The organism is Acinetobacter sp. UBA5934 (assembly GCF_002430855.1).
Lineage (GTDB): Bacteria > Pseudomonadota > Gammaproteobacteria > Pseudomonadales > Moraxellaceae > Acinetobacter.
In genome coordinates, this window is record NZ_DJDC01000009.1 from 495 (window position 1) to 17,060 (window position 16,566).

General features: G+C 39.5%; 24 protein-coding genes. 6 read left to right on the top strand and 18 right to left on the bottom strand.

The features are described 5' to 3' along the window. The coding region (locus B2Y23_RS00355; RefSeq protein ID WP_291368350.1) for an SDR family NAD(P)-dependent oxidoreductase at positions 1 to 580 on the bottom strand (580 nt) is incomplete at its 3' end. Positions 581 to 650: 70 nt separating this feature from the next. Between B2Y23_RS00355 and tusD the strand changes: the two genes are divergently transcribed. From tusD to B2Y23_RS00375, 4 genes are read left to right on the top strand one after another with little or no spacing between them, the layout of a single operon-like run. Continuing rightward, the gene (tusD, locus tag B2Y23_RS00360; protein WP_291354476.1) at positions 651 to 1,019 is read left to right on the top strand and encodes a sulfurtransferase complex subunit TusD; all 369 of its coding nucleotides are present in this window, start codon (positions 651 to 653) and stop codon (positions 1,017 to 1,019) included. 43 nt (positions 1,020 to 1,062) lie between these two features. After that, positions 1,063 to 1,413 carry a hypothetical protein gene (locus B2Y23_RS00365; protein WP_291354475.1) on the top strand — a complete coding sequence of 117 codons (351 nt, stop codon included), beginning with the start codon at positions 1,063 to 1,065 and terminating at the stop codon, positions 1,411 to 1,413. A gap of 20 nt (positions 1,414 to 1,433) precedes the next feature. After that, positions 1,434 to 1,718, top strand: a complete 285-nt coding sequence (locus B2Y23_RS00370; RefSeq protein WP_291354474.1) for a DsrH/TusB family sulfur metabolism protein — start codon at positions 1,434 to 1,436, stop codon at positions 1,716 to 1,718. 11 nt (positions 1,719 to 1,729) lie between these two features. Further along, positions 1,730 to 2,041, top strand: coding sequence for a TusE/DsrC/DsvC family sulfur relay protein (locus B2Y23_RS00375; protein ID WP_291354545.1), 312 nt, complete (start codon positions 1,730 to 1,732; stop codon positions 2,039 to 2,041). A 219-nt stretch (positions 2,042 to 2,260) separates the two neighbouring features. Here B2Y23_RS00375 and B2Y23_RS00380 read toward each other — a convergent pair whose 3' ends face one another. Then, complete coding sequence (locus tag B2Y23_RS00380; protein WP_291368352.1) at positions 2,261 to 3,160, bottom strand: LysR family transcriptional regulator; 900 nt, start codon at positions 3,158 to 3,160, stop codon at positions 2,261 to 2,263. 96 nt (positions 3,161 to 3,256) lie between these two features. Between B2Y23_RS00380 and B2Y23_RS00385 the strand changes: the two genes are divergently transcribed. Together B2Y23_RS00385 and B2Y23_RS00390 are read left to right on the top strand one after the other, a co-directional pair. Next, complete coding sequence (locus tag B2Y23_RS00385) at positions 3,257 to 3,694, top strand: CidA/LrgA family protein (RefSeq protein ID WP_291368354.1); 438 nt, start codon at positions 3,257 to 3,259, stop codon at positions 3,692 to 3,694. A gap of 1 nt (position 3,695) precedes the next feature. Then, complete coding sequence (locus B2Y23_RS00390) at positions 3,696 to 4,388, top strand: LrgB family protein (protein ID WP_291368356.1); 693 nt, start codon at positions 3,696 to 3,698, stop codon at positions 4,386 to 4,388. 47 nt (positions 4,389 to 4,435) lie between these two features. Here the strand turns inward: B2Y23_RS00390 and B2Y23_RS00395 are convergent, their stop codons facing one another. The 16 genes from B2Y23_RS00395 to ybaK form a co-directional block, all read right to left on the bottom strand. Beyond that, positions 4,436 to 4,879, bottom strand: a complete 444-nt coding sequence (locus B2Y23_RS00395) for a hypothetical protein (RefSeq protein WP_291354470.1) — start codon at positions 4,877 to 4,879, stop codon at positions 4,436 to 4,438. Positions 4,880 to 4,887: 8 nt separating this feature from the next. Then, a complete protein-coding gene (locus B2Y23_RS00400) occupies positions 4,888 to 7,230 on the bottom strand; it encodes a fimbria/pilus outer membrane usher protein (RefSeq protein WP_291354469.1) in 2,343 nt (780 codons plus the stop codon). Positions 7,231 to 7,235: 5 nt separating this feature from the next. Further along, positions 7,236 to 7,967: a fimbrial biogenesis chaperone gene (locus B2Y23_RS00405; RefSeq protein WP_291354468.1), complete on the bottom strand. Its 732-nt coding sequence runs from the start codon at positions 7,965 to 7,967 to the stop codon at positions 7,236 to 7,238. Positions 7,968 to 8,066: 99 nt separating this feature from the next. Next, positions 8,067 to 8,528, bottom strand: a complete 462-nt coding sequence (locus tag B2Y23_RS00410; protein ID WP_291354467.1) for a hypothetical protein — start codon at positions 8,526 to 8,528, stop codon at positions 8,067 to 8,069. Between the two features lie 27 nt (positions 8,529 to 8,555). Next, the gene (locus tag B2Y23_RS00415) at positions 8,556 to 9,023 is read right to left on the bottom strand and encodes a hypothetical protein (protein ID WP_291354466.1); all 468 of its coding nucleotides are present in this window, start codon (positions 9,021 to 9,023) and stop codon (positions 8,556 to 8,558) included. 36 nt (positions 9,024 to 9,059) lie between these two features. After that, positions 9,060 to 9,539 carry a hypothetical protein gene (locus tag B2Y23_RS00420; RefSeq protein ID WP_291354465.1) on the bottom strand — a complete coding sequence of 160 codons (480 nt, stop codon included), beginning with the start codon at positions 9,537 to 9,539 and terminating at the stop codon, positions 9,060 to 9,062. Positions 9,540 to 9,571: 32 nt separating this feature from the next. After that, positions 9,572 to 10,048, bottom strand: a complete 477-nt coding sequence (locus B2Y23_RS00425) for a hypothetical protein (RefSeq protein ID WP_291354464.1) — start codon at positions 10,046 to 10,048, stop codon at positions 9,572 to 9,574. Between the two features lie 27 nt (positions 10,049 to 10,075). Next, on the bottom strand, positions 10,076 to 10,543 hold the full coding sequence (locus B2Y23_RS00430) for a hypothetical protein (protein WP_291354463.1): 468 nt from the start codon (positions 10,541 to 10,543) through the stop codon (positions 10,076 to 10,078). Between the two features lie 412 nt (positions 10,544 to 10,955). Continuing rightward, the gene (locus B2Y23_RS00435; protein ID WP_291354462.1) at positions 10,956 to 11,702 is read right to left on the bottom strand and encodes an adenosylcobinamide-GDP ribazoletransferase; all 747 of its coding nucleotides are present in this window, start codon (positions 11,700 to 11,702) and stop codon (positions 10,956 to 10,958) included. Further along, positions 11,699 to 12,316: a histidine phosphatase family protein gene (locus B2Y23_RS00440; protein ID WP_291368358.1), complete on the bottom strand. Its 618-nt coding sequence runs from the start codon at positions 12,314 to 12,316 to the stop codon at positions 11,699 to 11,701. The genes B2Y23_RS00435 and B2Y23_RS00440 overlap by 4 nt, the downstream gene beginning before the upstream one ends. Before the next feature lie 21 nt (positions 12,317 to 12,337). Further along, positions 12,338 to 13,390 carry a nicotinate-nucleotide--dimethylbenzimidazole phosphoribosyltransferase gene (gene cobT / locus B2Y23_RS00445; protein ID WP_291368360.1) on the bottom strand — a complete coding sequence of 351 codons (1,053 nt, stop codon included), beginning with the start codon at positions 13,388 to 13,390 and terminating at the stop codon, positions 12,338 to 12,340. After that, positions 13,390 to 13,908 carry a bifunctional adenosylcobinamide kinase/adenosylcobinamide-phosphate guanylyltransferase gene (gene cobU / locus B2Y23_RS00450; protein WP_291354459.1) on the bottom strand — a complete coding sequence of 173 codons (519 nt, stop codon included), beginning with the start codon at positions 13,906 to 13,908 and terminating at the stop codon, positions 13,390 to 13,392. Before cobU ends, cobT begins: the two co-directional genes overlap by 1 nt. Continuing rightward, a complete protein-coding gene (locus tag B2Y23_RS00455) occupies positions 13,905 to 14,516 on the bottom strand; it encodes a 2'-5' RNA ligase family protein (RefSeq protein WP_291354458.1) in 612 nt (203 codons plus the stop codon). Before B2Y23_RS00455 ends, cobU begins: the two co-directional genes overlap by 4 nt. Before the next feature lie 224 nt (positions 14,517 to 14,740). After that, positions 14,741 to 15,964, bottom strand: coding sequence for an MFS transporter (locus B2Y23_RS00460; RefSeq protein WP_291354457.1), 1,224 nt, complete (start codon positions 15,962 to 15,964; stop codon positions 14,741 to 14,743). A gap of 43 nt (positions 15,965 to 16,007) precedes the next feature. Beyond that, positions 16,008 to 16,154, bottom strand: coding sequence for a hypothetical protein (locus tag B2Y23_RS00465; protein WP_291354456.1), 147 nt, complete (start codon positions 16,152 to 16,154; stop codon positions 16,008 to 16,010). Positions 16,155 to 16,210: 56 nt separating this feature from the next. Next, positions 16,211 to 16,566: Cys-tRNA(Pro) deacylase (gene ybaK / locus B2Y23_RS00470; protein ID WP_291368362.1), on the bottom strand; the 356-nt coding region annotated here is incomplete at its 5' end.

Here is a 16,566-nt window from a genome sequence, read left to right on the forward strand (position 1 = left end):
GCGCAACAAACTCCCCCAGCACACCATGTTCAAATGCACCCGCTATATTGCACAACCTTAAAATGGCAATTTTCCATTCACTGTCGGTCAAAGCGGTATCGCGGATGATTTCTTCCGTCATTTGCTGTGACTTCACGTAGGGATTGGGATAAGAATAGTTAAAAGGAAGATCTTCAGTCAGGATTAAACTTGACTGACCATAGACCGCCAAACTGGATAAGTGAATTAAGGTACGAATGCCGGTACGCTGCATGGCACGCAGCAGACTCATAATACAGCTAACATTGTCGTTATAATATTCCAGCGGTTTAAGTACGGATTCTTCTATCGATTTAAAACCGGCGGTATGAATGACCGCTTCTACAGAATATTGTTCAAAAACTTTGTTTAAAGCTGGGGTATTTCGGATATCAATTTTGACAAAAGGCACATACATGCCGGAAATGTATTCAAGTCGTTCTAAGGTTTGTAAAGTTGCATTGGATAAATTATCGACAATGATGACCTCTTGTCCATGAGCCATCAGGCTTAACGCAATATGTGAGCCTATAAAGCCTAAACCACCAGTCACTAAAATCATTGTATACTACCCTTTTCTTATGAAGTTCGGATGCATCAATATCGATTGGGCATTCCTCAAGTGAAGTTCGATGAGTACCTTATTACTAATTACCTCTGCTCCAACCTCAATCTATGCCTGGCATGCCTTGGGTCTGGCTCAGGCTTTACACGCTAAAAACCAGGCATTTCGCGTGTTCTTCTATCAAGACGGTGTAAATGTTGCGAATGCCTTGCAATGGGTTCCGGATGATCAGCGTAACTTGACTGAAGAATGGCAGAAACTGGCAATTCGTTTACCGGTATGTGTCAGTGCTGCTTTGGCCCGTGGTATTAGCGATGAGGAAAATGCGAAACGACATCAAATTAGCCAACACAATCTTGCACAAGGCTTTGAACTGGTTGGCCTGGGTGAACTCGCCGATGCAGTGCAATCAACACAACGTCTGATTCAATTCTAAGGCGATATTTTTTGGTCATTGTTGCTTTTAAAAGGTAAATTGTGTGAAATCTGTACTCGTTATTTTAACCCAAGCTAATCTGGCCAATCTGCAAGTGCACGAAAGCCTGTCTGCCACGATGGTACTGGCAACTTTTGGCTGTGAAGTGAAAGTCTTACTGCAAGATGCCGCCTTAAGTTTACTCAATGCCGAACTGCAATTTGAGCAACTCAAGCATGCTTTTAAAGTGGCATCCAATATGGTCGATAGCTTTGAATTTTATGATCTTAGTCCAATTTTGGTCGAAAATAGACATCAAAACTCACACTTTGTGACCAATGCTCAACAGGATATTGAATTTGTTGAGTTAAATGCTGATTTTATTCAAAGTTTTGATTTTGTACTGTACTGGTAAAGTTGAAGAGTAAACTGATTATGTCGAATAAAAGCTTATATTTGGTACAAAGTACTTTCTCAGCAACTCCGTCTGTACTGGCAAAATTGCAACAGGTTCATAGCCCTGAAGATACGATTGTGCTGATGGGTGAATCGGTCTTACAACTGTCGCATCCATTCCTGCAACAATTAAACAATATCTATGTACTGGACACCGATGCGGAAATTCTCGCAGGCCAAAAAACCGAAAATTTACAAGTGATTTCTTATGCAGAATTCGCAGATATTTGCCTGAACTATACCCGCTGTATTCGCATGAATTAATGAGATTAATGATGAATCTAGAACTCGATCAAGACGGTCACTTAGTCGATTACACCATCTGGAATGAACAAGTGGCTCAAGAACTGGCAAATTCTCTGGAGCTGCAACTTACAGCGTGGCATTTTGAAGTTTTACATGCCGTACGCCAGTTCTATCAACAGTTCGGGCATTCACCTGCCACTCGTCCACTGATCAAATTTCTGATGAAAACCGTCAGTGCCGATATCAATAATGCCGTCTTGCAAGACCAGTTTAATACCGGTCTGGTGGCACGTCATTTAAGTCGTCTGGCAGGCATTCCTAAACCGCCGAATTGTCTATAAGTTCGGTGGATAAATTCCCAGGATGTTATTTATATCGTTTTAGATAGTTGAAATAATGTTGCCTAAATGAACGGCTGACCTAAAGCTTCATTCATCCACTAATCTTCCCAATGTGCCATAGTCCTTAAAATTGGATAAGCTCTGAACCTTTTTCAGTTAGAGGAACTACTTAACGTTCTTGGCGTTCTACAGGGAGGATTTTTTTAAAAACATCCTCTTTTAAAAATGAATTTTATCCTGATTTTGCTCAATAATTTTCAGCCATGCCCGCGTGGCAGGATTCATTGCAACCGTGGTATTCCACGCCATGCTCAATGTCCAGTTCAGATTTGGGCTTTCTAGCACGCTCACGTTATATTTTGTCTGATCCAGCTGTTCACAATAGATTTTCGGTAATAATGCGATCCCGACATCCGATTCGACCATTTTGGCAATGAAGTCCCACTGGCTGCTTTTACAGATTACCTTGGGTTCAAAACCTGCATGATTAGCTGCCTGAATAATCATGTTATTTAAACTGAAGGAATCGTCATATAATAAAAATGACTCTTCTTTTAATTCAATCAATTGAACGGTTTTTTTAGCTTTCCACTGGGTTTCTTTGCGTGACAGTAAGCACATGGGTGAATCCATAATGGGAATACCGCTGAGTACCGGTTTTAAATGTCCCAGTAAAATGCCGACATCGACTTTTTTCGCCAAAATGGCTTCTTCAATTGCAGAGGCACCCACCTCCAGAAAGCTTAATTCTATATCTGGATATTGCTTGTGAAATTTGGCAATTAAACTACTGAGCAAAACAGAACCTAAGGGTGGTAAGCCTAAAGTTAATTTTCCCTGTTTTAGCTGCTTGATTTTATTCACAGTTGCAAAGATCTGCTGCTGTTGTTCAAGTATGGTCAAGGCATGTTGATACACCTGTTCACCCGTATACGTTAAGCTGACATCCCTTTTACGTCCGGCTTCTCCCTTATGAAATAAAGGCACACCAATTTCCTGTTCCAAGTGATGTATGGCTTTACTGATGGTGGGTTGGGTTACACACATTTCCTCAGCTGTTCGGGTAAAACTTTGCAATTGCACAATTTTAACGAACATGCTTAGACTCTTAATATCCAATGATCATTCCATTTCAGCATAATCTTTTTTTTATTATTCATAATATAAACATAGGGTCAAATTTAAAATACCTTCAAGTTTTGATATCTCCTGATTATGTCTACCTCTTCACTTGTTCCAAAATTAATTTATATTGCCAAGATTATTTCACAGCTCAGTCTGCTCATCTTCATCTGGTGGATTTCCTCACTCATACAACGAGCGCTCAATTTACCGGTTTCTGCCGGGGTTATTGGTCTATTACTGGTTTTAATCGCTTTACTGAGTGGCCTATTTAAACTGCAATGGATCAAGACCGGTTCAGATTTTATTTTGAGTGAACTGGTGTTGTTATTTATTCCCTGTGTGGTTGGTATTATTAAATATAAAGACCTGCTTTTGACTCAAGGCTGGCAACTGGTTTTATCGGTCGTGATCGGCACTTTTTGTGTGATGGTAGCTACAGCTTATAGCGTATATTTCGGGTTTAAAATGGAAGCTCGTTTAAAGCATAAATCACCTGCCCAACCACACCTATTAGAGCAGGGAAAATAACATGAACCTGACTGCATTTATGTGTTTTATCGGGACTTTCATCTGTTATGTAGGAGCTAAAAAACTGCATAAAAAATATCCCTACATGCTGTTGGCACCGGGTATTTTCGTTCCCTTTATTCTGGTGATATTGATGCTGCTTTTCAATATTTCCTATGACACCTATATGGTAGAAAATCAGTGGCTGATCTGGATGTTAGGACCAGCAACCATTGCCTTTGCCATTCCTATTTATGAATATCGTAAAGTCATTCAGGAACATGCCCTGTCGATTAGTTTAGGGATTGTGGTAGGCATGATTATCGGTGTGATCAGCGCATTTTATCTGGCAAAATTATTTCATTTTGACCAAGCCACATCTTACAGTTTGATGGCTCGTTCTATTTCCACACCTTTTGCCATGGAACTCACCTCCAACATAGGTGGTTCGGTTGAATTGGTGATTTTATTTACCATGATTACCGGGATTGCCGGTGTAGCGATGGGTGATGTGCTGCTACTTGCCCTGAAGCTGAATTCACGCTTTGCTCAAGGCGCGTCTTTTGGCAATGCAGCCCATGGTTTTGGCACCAGTAAAGCCTTTATGCGTCATCGCGAAGAAGGTGTGGTGGCGTGCTTGACCATGGTGCTTGCAGGAGTATTTATGGTGCTGCTGGGACCGGGTATTATTCATTTCCTGGTTAAATTTCTCTAAAATATTTCAGGATATGAATCATTCCATGTCCTGAAATTATCATTTGATTAATAATCAATCGAAACCGCAATGCGATCTTTATAATCCCCCGCAGCCAAACTGGCCAGATTCACAGTTCCCAAATTGGCAATGATAAGATAGCTATGCTTAGCCTTTTTTTTCTGATTTATTATGAGCCGCCACTGGGAACCGGCATCGCCAGACAAGTCATAGCGGACTGGAATGGAGGTCTTTAACTTTGTAAATGCTGCGGCAGATTCATTTTTTAATGTGCTGTTGCCACTTGCATCCACTAAATTCTGGCTACTAAAACTGATATTAAATTCATCATCACATTTAATATCGAGTTGTATAGTCGATGTACTTCGCGTGGTAGGTTGAAGCCGTATGGTTCCTGAGCCAGTATCGGAAATGGTACATACAGCAAAAGCCTGCGAACACATGAAATAAAAAACGCTACTCGCTAAAATTTTCAAGATTATCGATTTCATGTGCTCACCTATTTACAGACTAAAGTTCGTGACGTATCACTGGATTCATCCGCTGTTAAATCTAAAGTAACTTGGCATGATTCAGTTGCTGAAATTTGAACGTCTAAACGATGTTGCCCATTGGTTAAACCATAAATGGTCACAATGTCATCACTCGTGATGGGATAAATATCTTCCTTATTTCCATCGACTGTCACCTGACTGCCTTGAGCCAAACTTTGCCCCTGTGCATTGACCAGTTTAAAGCTGGCTTCTCGTGTATGCAGCACTGGAAATTCCACAATATAGCCACGTCTGTTCAATGGCATAATGGTTTTACGCGATATGCTTACCTTGTCTTCAATTTGCAGTTGATTTTCATTAAATGAAAGATGTTGATTGGTATATGCAATTAAATCATGCACAAATATTTCGCCGTACTTGTTGGTTTTACCAATCAATAAATCATTACGATATACATCGACTTGTGGACTATCGGTTACTTTGACCAAAGAAAAACCATTATTGACCGATTTGGTTAAATCCACACTTCGCCCCAGCCAGGTCAATGCGCCATGGAAAGTCGCACTATAACTGTTGTTACTTCCAGTCTGTAAATACTGTAAATCTAAATCACCTACTTGCGTTTTAAGACGTGTCGCCACATTTCCAGTGTATTGCTCATTCGCTCGTCCAGCCCCGATCGCATAATCCATGCCAACGGCCTGTGAGGTATTTTTAACAAAAGTCAGATTGCTCGAATCTGAATCGGTCTGATTAAAATATGCAGCATGTTTATCGTCAAAACGATAACTGAGTGATAAATCGACACGATGATCATTTTGATCGCCTGCATCATAACTAAACCCAACAGACATGCTTAAATTGTCAAATAAACTGCGGCTGGAACGCAGGGTAAAAATACGTTGATCATCACGCTCGGTCGCTTTTCTATAATTCTGTTCGACATAACTAAAAGATAAATTCCCTAAAACAGGAATACCCGATTTAGATATATAAATTAAGCTTTCCCGCTCAGGTAGAAATTGATCCTTGATATCTTCCATACCTAACATGAGAAATTTGGGACTGTAATATTGTGTCTTTAAACCCAGACTGTATTTTTCTTTATCTCTTTTAAATTCTGTACTGACCGTATAACCATCACCTTTTTCTGCATGGCTATAAGCAGAGTTCAGTTCAAATAAACCTAATTTATATAAATACTGGCTCCACAATAATCCTGTACTTTTTAAGTCATGGCTATAATCCATGACGGTGCCCAAAGTCGTTTTATCTGTGATGCCACGCCGGTAATAAGCGCTTCCAAACCATTCCCGATAATCATCACTTTGTTCACTATAGTTATAGCGTAACTTGCCACTTGAAAGACTATAATCTGTCAGACCTTGCTTTAATAAGCGTTCACTCACAAAAATGGGAATATTCTGTACCGTCTTATTGCCCATAATATCCTGCACCACCATTTCTGCACTGCCTAAACCGCGAAAGTTAATATTGCTATCAATATTAAATTCACCGGGGTTTATTTTTGAGTTATAGGCTTTATTACCATTAATAATTAAGTCAATAGTAGAAGGAACCAGTGCACTACCCTTGAATGACGGCGTATTCCAATAGACAAAATCTGGCCGTGACGTGAAATTAGTACCCCAACGAAAACCACCAAAATAATATGACTGGGACAATCCGGTATTGGTACTGACATTATCCCCCAATTGCAAAGTGGTTAATTTTTTCGGAAACTCAAAGATTAAAGAGGTATTTAATCGGGTACTGTTCTGAAAGTTTTCATTATCGCCATTTTGATAATTTTTGCGAAAAATATGACTATGATTAAAAAATGTATTTTTCCAAAATAGACCTAAGTCAGCCACTACATTGGCTTGTTTGGAATAGTCACCCTGTTGATAAAAGGCATCGTAATTTAAAAATCCGCCTAAACCTGGTAATTCTGGCAGTTGCATTTCAGCATTCTGGATATGTTGACCTTGCATATAATGGGTCGGAATATTCACTTTAAGCAATTGTGAATCTATATCCTCAACGACGTTAATATCAGCTTCAGAAATAAGACAATATGGGATTCCCATTTGGTTGATTTGCTGAAACTTGGCAATATCCATAAAATTAGCTTGTAAAACACTACATTCAATATATTTTTTTTGCTCTACTACTGTCAGTACAGCATCTTGCTGTTGATCTATGCCATTGATCCATAATCCAAGAATTGCATCTTGCTGTATGTCTTCGTTATGTTCAGCCCCCGGCACTGCATTTGCTGATGCGTGAGCGGGTCGAACCATAAGCAAAAGCGCAAGGAATATCAGATTATATTTGGGTTTACCCATATACGCTATTGCTCCGAAATATCATAAATAACGGATTTTTTTGAGTTAGCAGATGCCATAACAAACTTTAATTGTTTTAAAGAGGCAGGATGAAAACCATCCAAAGGAATAGAAATTTGACGATCTGGCAAAACATATTTCATCATATCTACATCTTTTAATACTTTGCCTGATACATCTTGAAGACTAAATTTAGTCATTTGAAAATGTGCTTTACCATTGTTTTTAGCCACGAGAACAGTATTGTTTTTTGAGTCTTTAACAAAATGAAAAGACATGTCAGGTTGAAAGCCATTACCTACAAATACAGGAACACTAAAGTTCAACGCAATACTCATGCCTGTTTTTTGTAGTGCTGATGGAATTTCGATGAATTTCACCCGCCAAGTGGCTTCTTGTTTTAAATTCATGGCTTCAATAGATTGACGAAATCCGAAACGAATCACTTTATTACTGTCGGGTTTTAAAATAAGAGCCTTGGGATTTACCACTAACTCAGTATCAGGGGTTAAAATATCATTTCCCTGTTCATCCTGAGACCAACGAAATACACTGACTTCATAGGTACGATCTGTTTTTTCACCTTTGGTATTTAAATTTGCAGTAGTACTACGTTGTTGCTGTACACCAGAAATATATAATTGAACGGGTGAAATGGTGAGATCTGCATGTGCTACCGGTGCTATTAACGTTAATAATGCAAATAAAAAACCGTTTTTATTTTTTACAGTTTTCATATTTATTTCACCCCAAGTTTTAAAATTTATTTGTTATTCACAATGAAACAAGCATAAAAGATAAATGAATTACCTTTTATGCATTTTTTATTTTATAAATTAATAATATACACTTACTAAATAAGTATCTGTATATACACCTGCACGCGTGGTTGCCGTGATAGGCGTCGAAACATGAATCCTAACCTCATAGTCATCTACAGAATAACCAGGTCTAGCAAGTGGTGTTCCTGTATGTAAGGTAACTAACGCATTATCGCGAACTGCACGAGTGCCTACACCAGTTTTTAACCACTCATTCTGAGCATTTGAAATATACGAATACCAACCCTGGTACCATTTTGCATTATCAGTAAAAATACTATATGGAGTATTACACGTTACTGTATAACCTGCAGTCGTATCTGAGCCATCTTCCTTAAGAATAATTTCAGACCCAACATTGGAAAAAGTACATTGCTTGGCAATTTCAACACTCATCGGAATAGATGAAGTTGCTGTTGCAGCAAAAACTGGAGCAGCAAGCATTAATGTTGTTAAGGCTAAAAATAGTTTTTTCATGATTTTATTCTCCATGAAAATTTAAATTTAGTAATCCACACTAATATTTAAAGTATCGTTATATGTACCTGCAGGTGTAGTTGCGACCACCGCAGCTACCAGTGCAGCATTTACATTATAGGTATCTACTACTAAACCTGGTTTAGCCAACGGTGTACCTACGTTTACCGGTACAGCCGCACCATTCAAATCAACCGTAATATTGGTATTTAATGTATGGCTTGCATTTGTAGTGGATTTTACAAATGTTGTTGCATTTGTAGTATTTGAAGTACTTGTGCTAATGCTATACGGGGTATTGCAAGTTACTTTAAAACTGCCTGTACCACTTGTTGTATCATTTGGAATGACAATATTGGTAACTACATCACTGATGGTACATTTTTTTGTAATTGTCAGGCTAACAGGAATGCTTGCAGAAGTGGTCGCAGCTTGAGTTAAAGCGCTAGATAAAGCTGCAACTGTTATTAAAGCTATTTTTGTTAATGTTTTCATAATTTTTTCTCGTTTGTTTTTAAGTTGAAGTGAAAACTAATAATTGACATTGACACGGAATGTGTCTGTATACACACCAGCGGGGGTGGTTGCTGTGGTTGGAGTAATTAATTTTGCTGTAACCACTCCCAATACTGGTCGACTCAAAAAGCTGTAGTAAAAATTAATAGTTTGTGAACCATTATCTAAGGACAAATCACAACATTCACTTTTGATACGTGCTGTTATTGGAAGGCTAATACCATCTATATTTTTTACTTTTGGGCTACCAATACTTCTTGAATCGAGGGAATAAGTAACATTAAATCCTCCATCTATATTGCAAGTATGATTGAAAGAACCTTGAGCTTCGCTACCATCTTCTGGAAGTACTATTCCTGCACTGACATTTGAAAATGAACAACTTTTAGGAACTTCTACTCCCATAGGAATGCTGGCTGTATTATTCGCAGCTTGAGTCAAGCCACTCCCCAATAAGACTGTTAAAATTGCAGCAGATTTTATGAATATATTCATAAGATTGTTCTCTTGGCTTTTTTTATTAAAAATTAATACGTCACATTCATATTTAAAGTATCGGTATATACGCCTGCTTCAGTTGTTGCAGTGATTGGGCTTTGCAGACCGACTTCAAAAAAACCATTTACCGGTATTCCATAGAAACCACCGTAACCAACCGAACCTGAACCATTAAATGGAAATCCCGGCTCCCAATCAACACGAGAAATATTCATAAGCGTGTTTAGTTTTTTCCCATTTGTACTTGTTAGACTTGTTGAACCATTTGCATGGGAATTCGCTGCATATTCAACTGAAAAAGAACCTGTATTACACATCAGCGTAAATGAGCCTCTTGCTTTAGTTCCATCTTCAGGAATAATAATTCCTGCACTTACATTGGAAAATGTACAGCTTTTAGGAACGTCCACTCCCATAGGAATACTGGCTGTAGTTGTTGCGGCTTGAGTCAAGCCACTCCCCACTAGCATTGCTGCGAACACAGCAAATTTTGTGAATGTTTTCATTGTTTTTCTCGCTCATAAAATGAGTAATTAAAAAGTTGCTTCTAAATACAAAATGTCGCGATACACTCCAGCAGGTGTAGCTGGAGTAATTGAATTTGCAAGGTTTATACTGATGGTTCCTGTTTCTGAACTAGATGGATCTAATGCACGAATCTGTTTCACCCCATCCAATACATAGTCATTTCCCATAAACTTAAGCTTGATGACAGTATTCAACTTCACTCCATTGTCAGCTTTCACTGAAGTAGATCCCCCACCTTCCTCCAGAGACTTGGCACTGAATTTCAGATCAAATTGCTTATTGCAATTCAAACCAAAACTTCCTGTAGAAACACCACCCTTTTCAGAAACAATGATTTGTGGACTGACATTTGAAAATTGACAACTCACAGGAATAGTTGTGATTACATCAACTGAATAAGTTTGGTTTGCCGCATAAATATTTCCTGAAAAATGCAAGAGAATAGGCATCAATAAAATGTTGGAAAATTTCATACTGCCACTCTTCATCAGCACCACGTATTTAATCAAAATGATTACTCGCGATTAAATGCCAAATAAAAAGAGATTCATATCACTATAAATAGGTATTTTTATAACAAAAAGACAATGTAAAAATACAAATAAAAACCACTGCTTATTAAATTTTTTAATTTATTTCAAATATATACATAAAAATAAATTACATAAAAAAACAATAAATCTTATTTTTTATTTTTTGATTAAGTTTTTTAAATTAGTATTATTTTCGCGGCATTATTAATACTTAACTCATGAATAAAATACTTTTCACTTAATTTATTATCTAATTATTTTATGTATTTTTATATTATATTTATCGTTTAGAAAGTATTTAATTATACGTGAGAAATTTTATGAAAATTTTTCATCAAATATAAGAACGTTATCATTGAACAGAATAAAATAGACTGATCACAAAAATGAGTAGACCCACCGTCTCGCAAATTTCAATACTCGCCCCTACCGTATCACCGGTAATTCCTCCAATACGCTTGATAAATTTATGTCTTAAATAAAGCAAGGTACCTGTCATCAATATGGCACAAATGATTCCCGCCCATCCCCAATAGACCGATGCAAGCAAACATAATGCACATACCATAACGGCAGCAGTTTTCGGAATAAATTCTGCAATTGAAGAGCCTAAACCTTTTTCACGCACATAATTAGTCGTTAAAAATAAAAATAACGGCGCTAAACGGGCCAATAACGGAAATAAAATCAGGGCTGAATAGAATTGCTGTTGCAATAAAACATAAAGGGCTGACCATTTCAGCAGGCACAGAATAATCAGGCTGAGCACGCCAATTGGCCCGCAGCTGGGGTCTTTCATAATTTTTAAGGTGCGTTCTTGGTCGCCAAAACCGCCTACCCAGGCATCTGCTGTATCCGCCAAGCCATCCAGATGCAAACCGCCAGTTAGCCAGATCCACACCACTAAAATTAAGCTGCTCAATAAAATGATTGGAATGGCTTTTAGGCTGATGGCAATAGCAAACAGCGTCAATCCAATCATCAATCCAACCACAGGATAAAACAGCAACGATTGAGCATTTTGCTGTTTGCTTGGCATCTGTTTTAAATGAACCGGAAAGGTTGTTAAAAACTGCAGTGCAATAAGAAAAGGCATCATGCTGATTGCTCCACATATTCAATGCTTAAATCCTCATGCAGAATAAAATGATTGAATTGTCCCAATTCGGCTGACATTTTTAAAATATCATCAAGAGGCTGTTGCATAGCCAGACATTTTAAAAGCTTAATCACCCCGCCATGCGTGATCACCATTGCATGTGCATAGTTATTTTGCTGCATGAAACCCTGAATCTGTTGCAACGCATTTAAAATACGTTGCTGAAACTGCTGTACGCTTTCTGCATTTGGTGGACTAAATTGAGTCGGCTTTTCCCAGAACTGTGCCAACAATGCAGGCTGCTTCTCATAGATCTCTTGAGTCGAAACAGCCTCCCAATCGCCAAAATGCATTTCCTGCAAATTATGATTTAAAATGAGCTCAAGGTTTAAACTGGTAGCAATCTCATCAGCAAATAAAGCACAGCGCTGCAAAGGTGAACTAAACACCACATCCCAAGGTTGAATAGGTGCATGATTTTTCAAGGATTGATCTACCGTGTGACGCATTTGCTGCCAGCCTGAATTCGTCAGGGTATCATCGGTCGAGCCACGCAAAGTATGGCTCAGCTCCGTTTCCCCATGGCGCAGTAAATCAATCCTGTACATGTTCAATCATTCCTCAAACTAAACGGATTAAACTTTTTCACCCGTCACGGCGGCTTCAGCAAAAGTCGCCATATTGTTATGCAGACTACAAGCCAGTTTAATCACCCCTAATGCAGCGCCTGCACCGCTACCTTCTCCTAGACGCAAATTAAGTTGCAGCAAAGGATTGGCATCCATTTCTTGCAATAAACGCTGATGGCCATATTCTGCCGACTGATGTCCAAATAGCATCCAGTCACGTACAGCCGGATTTAATCGTACTGCTACCAATGCAGAGGCTGTAGTAATAAAACCATCTACCACCATAGGCAAACCCAGTTGCGCACAGCGGATATAAGCACCGACCATTGCCGCCACTTCCAGTCCACCCACAGCGCACAGAGCTTTAAATGCATCATTGCATACATACTCCTGGTGTAATGCAATCGCCTGGTTAATGACATTTTTCTTATGGTTAAGCTGTTCTTCACGAATCCCTGTACCTACACCAGTCAGTTGCTCGGCAGGCTCATTCAGTAAAAAACAGGCGATTGCAGAAGCAGAACAGGTATTACCAATGCCCATTTCTCCAGCGACATAGATTGAAGCACTATAAGCAACAGCATCTTCTACGCTTTTACGTCCCAGGTTCATTGCTTCTATACATTGCGCTTCAGTCATGGCTGGCTGTTTGGCAAAGTTGGCTGTACCCGGAATAATGCAATGACGTTCAACGCCTGCATATTCATAAGCCTCACCGACTGAACCGCAGTCAATCACTTGCAGTCTAGCGTTGTATTCCTTGGCAATTACGCTAATACAGGCGCCACCAGTGGTAAAATTTTGCAGCATTTGGCGGGTTACCGCTTGCGGATAAGCTGAAATATTTTCTTCCATCACCCCATGATCACCGGCAAAAATGCTGATCCAAGGGCGATCTACATTAGGGCGCGGATTGTTTTGCAAACTGGCCAGTTGAATCGCAACATTTTCCAATGCGGAAAGCGAACCGGTCGGTTTGGTGAGCTGTAATTGACGCTCTGCAGCTTGTTGTCTGGCTTCTGCACTCGGCGTCTTACACGCATCTAACCACCAGTTCATTATTTCTCTCCTTTTAAAATCATCGGAAAACCTGCGACGCAAAACATCACTTTATCGGCAATCTGCCCCAACTGCTGGTGCAAACGCCCGGACTCATCCACAAACTTGCGGCTGATCTCGCCCATGGGCACTACACCTAGACCAGTCTCATTACTGACTAAAATAACGTCTGCCTCTAATATCGGTAAAATATCCAGCAGCTTTTGGCATTGATGCATCTGTAATTCAGGATTTTCATGCATCAATAAATTGCTCATCCACAAGGTTAAACAATCGACCAGAATCACTTGCTTGGGTTGATCCAGTTCTATCAAGCAATTGGCCAGATATAGAGGTTCCTCAATCACCGTCCAATGTGCTGGGCGTTGTGCCTGATGATGCTGAATACGTTGCTGCATTTCCGCATCAAAAGCTTGTGCCGTTGCAATATATGCCACATTAAGATTTGAATCTTTTGCGATTTGTTCCGCAAGACGACTTTTGCCAGAGCGGGCGCCGCCTAAAATGAGTTGGATCATACATCACCCAGAATAAATTGATGGTACGGTGTTAATGGCCCCTGCAAGGTTTGTGCATGATAGGTTCCAAATGTTAATTGCTGGACCTGAAATTCAAATTGCTGCTGTGGAATATTTTGCATGCGCTCAAACACTGCATCACTATTGATATAGTCTTTATATAGACCCAAAGTGATATGAGGACAATAGTTTAAAGGTGCGACTTCCTTTGAACAGGCATATAACTGTTGACGAATCTCGGCCAAACTTCCTTGCATATCATCAATTTCAATAAAAAGCGCACTTTCAAAACTGTTTAAGTAGCCGGACTTCAGTTTAAATGAAAATTTTAGCTCGGAATTTAAAATTTCAATCTGCTGTTGTAATTGCTGATGGCTAAAATCATCATCCCACTTTTGCTTATGTGCAGTTAAAAATCCACAAATAAATAAGGTGATATGAAACTGGCGATTATTAGGCGTATACAGCATGTCGGAAAAGTGCTGACGCAGATGGTGTAAATAATGCAGCAATTCGGGTTGCTGTATTTCCAGATACCACAGTGAATAATGCGTACGTCCTTTATGCCACTCAGGATAGTCCTGTGCAAGCGTAGGTACAACCGGCATAGCGGGTTTCAAAAACACGAAAAATTCACATTAAATTCAATCATGTTATTTAACCATGAATTTTATGCAATTGAGTAAAGCATTGGCTTAACAATATTCAGCCAATATTGAAATTTATTCAGCTCAGTAGGCAAATCCTGATCTGAACTTTTATTTTTTAAACCAATAACTTTGTATATCAATAGCTTAAGGTCAGACTGATAAATCTTGCGTGATCAGCTATATCATGATGATTCAATAATATTTTTTTTGTGCTGCACCATAACCTTCATAGAAAAAAAGATTATCAAACCCAGCATTAAGCACAGCAAAAAATAATAAGGATAACTTTTATGCCATTGATACAAGCCGGTGCTCACGATCGGGCCCAAAACAAAACTGAGGGCTTGGGTTGCGGTACACCAGCTGGCAACTTTGGCTTGCAGCATCTTCGGTGCATTTTGTGCCGCTCCGGTGGTAAAAGCAGGAATTAAACACGCCACAGCAATTCCATAAAGAATATAGCTGGACTGAAAAATAAGAATCTGTTCGGTCAGTAACGAAATGAGCAGCCCTGCGGTCATGCACAGAATGCCCACCCATAACAGGCGGTAAACCGACCATTGTAGATATCTGGAAATCAGGCTTTGCATGACCACTAAGGCAATACCCACAATCAAGGAACACTGGGAAAAATATACGGCGCTTTGCACAATACTCATGTGAAAATGATCCTGGATATAAAAACCAGCGGTCAGATTCACAGTCACAATGGCCAGATATAAACTAAAGCCAAGCAGCAGCCAGGCAAAACATTGCTGAACAGAAAAGTCCGATGCGCTATTGGTTTCAATAAGCACAGGATCCGGTTGAGAAGATTGCAATGAGATGCTGCGTTCAAAGCCAAACATAATCACCAGACTAATCAAACTCAAGATGATTATCGCAGCCCATAATGGCGCCAATATGCCCCACGCTAACAGTAACGTGGTTAAAAATGGCCCGATAATTACCCCTACACTGTTTAACGCGCCAAACTTTGACATGGTCTGGCTGCGTTGTTGTTCATCAGCATAACGCGTCATCACATAGGTTTGCAGGGCAATTTGCGGCATTGCCATGAATACGCCCGTTCCTGCACGCGCTAGCATAAGCAAGCCAAACAGGCTGATTAACGAGACCTGAACCGAGAGGCCATAAACCAGAACGGCTGTGAAAATGCCCCATGTAATGGTCATGCCGATAAAACCAAGACTAAGCAACTGGTATATCGAAAATTTATTTTGATTTTTTGAAATATAAATCGCTGCTATTGCCATGAGTAATGCTCCACCTGACACCATGGCGCCGCCTTGCAGTTCTGACAGCTTTAACTGACGAACCAGAGGCGCCAGCAAAGGTAAAATCATTGAAAAACTCGCTCCATTCGCCAGACTTGCGGCAATGAAGATTTTGTTATTTTTATCCATTATTTATTGTTAAATCCTAATACTGGTCTACATTGGTAAGCGATCAGAGGCAGCCCATAATCCATTTTTCAGGCTGTAATTGAGTCTTGCATGCAATAGCTGTGGCTCTATGTTCGGTAGGTGCAGCCAAGCCATATTTAATCGCATCTTGCTGGGCTTTGTCAGTACCGTCAATCGCTAAAACCTGCATAAAAAAGCCCTAAATTTCTTTAGGGCTGATTAGATTAAAATTAAGTCAGTAGATTTTTACGAATCCAGTACATCTGCAAATTGTGCACCCAGTACCTGAGCTAAATCTTGTGGTTTTAAGCCAATATCCAAGCCACGTTTTCCGCCACTGACATATATTTTTGGCAAATCTTGGGCCGTAGCATCAATGACTGTTTTTAAACGTTTTTTCTGACCAACCGGGCTAATTCCACCGACCAGATAACCTGTTAAGCGTTCGGCATTTTTAGGATCGGCCATTTGTAATTTTTTACAGCCCACAGCCGCCGCCACTTTCTTTAAATTTAATTGGTGATTCACCGGTAAAACCGCTACAAAATAGTTCTTATCATCTGTGACTAATAAGGTTTTAAAGACTTCTTCAACACTTAAGG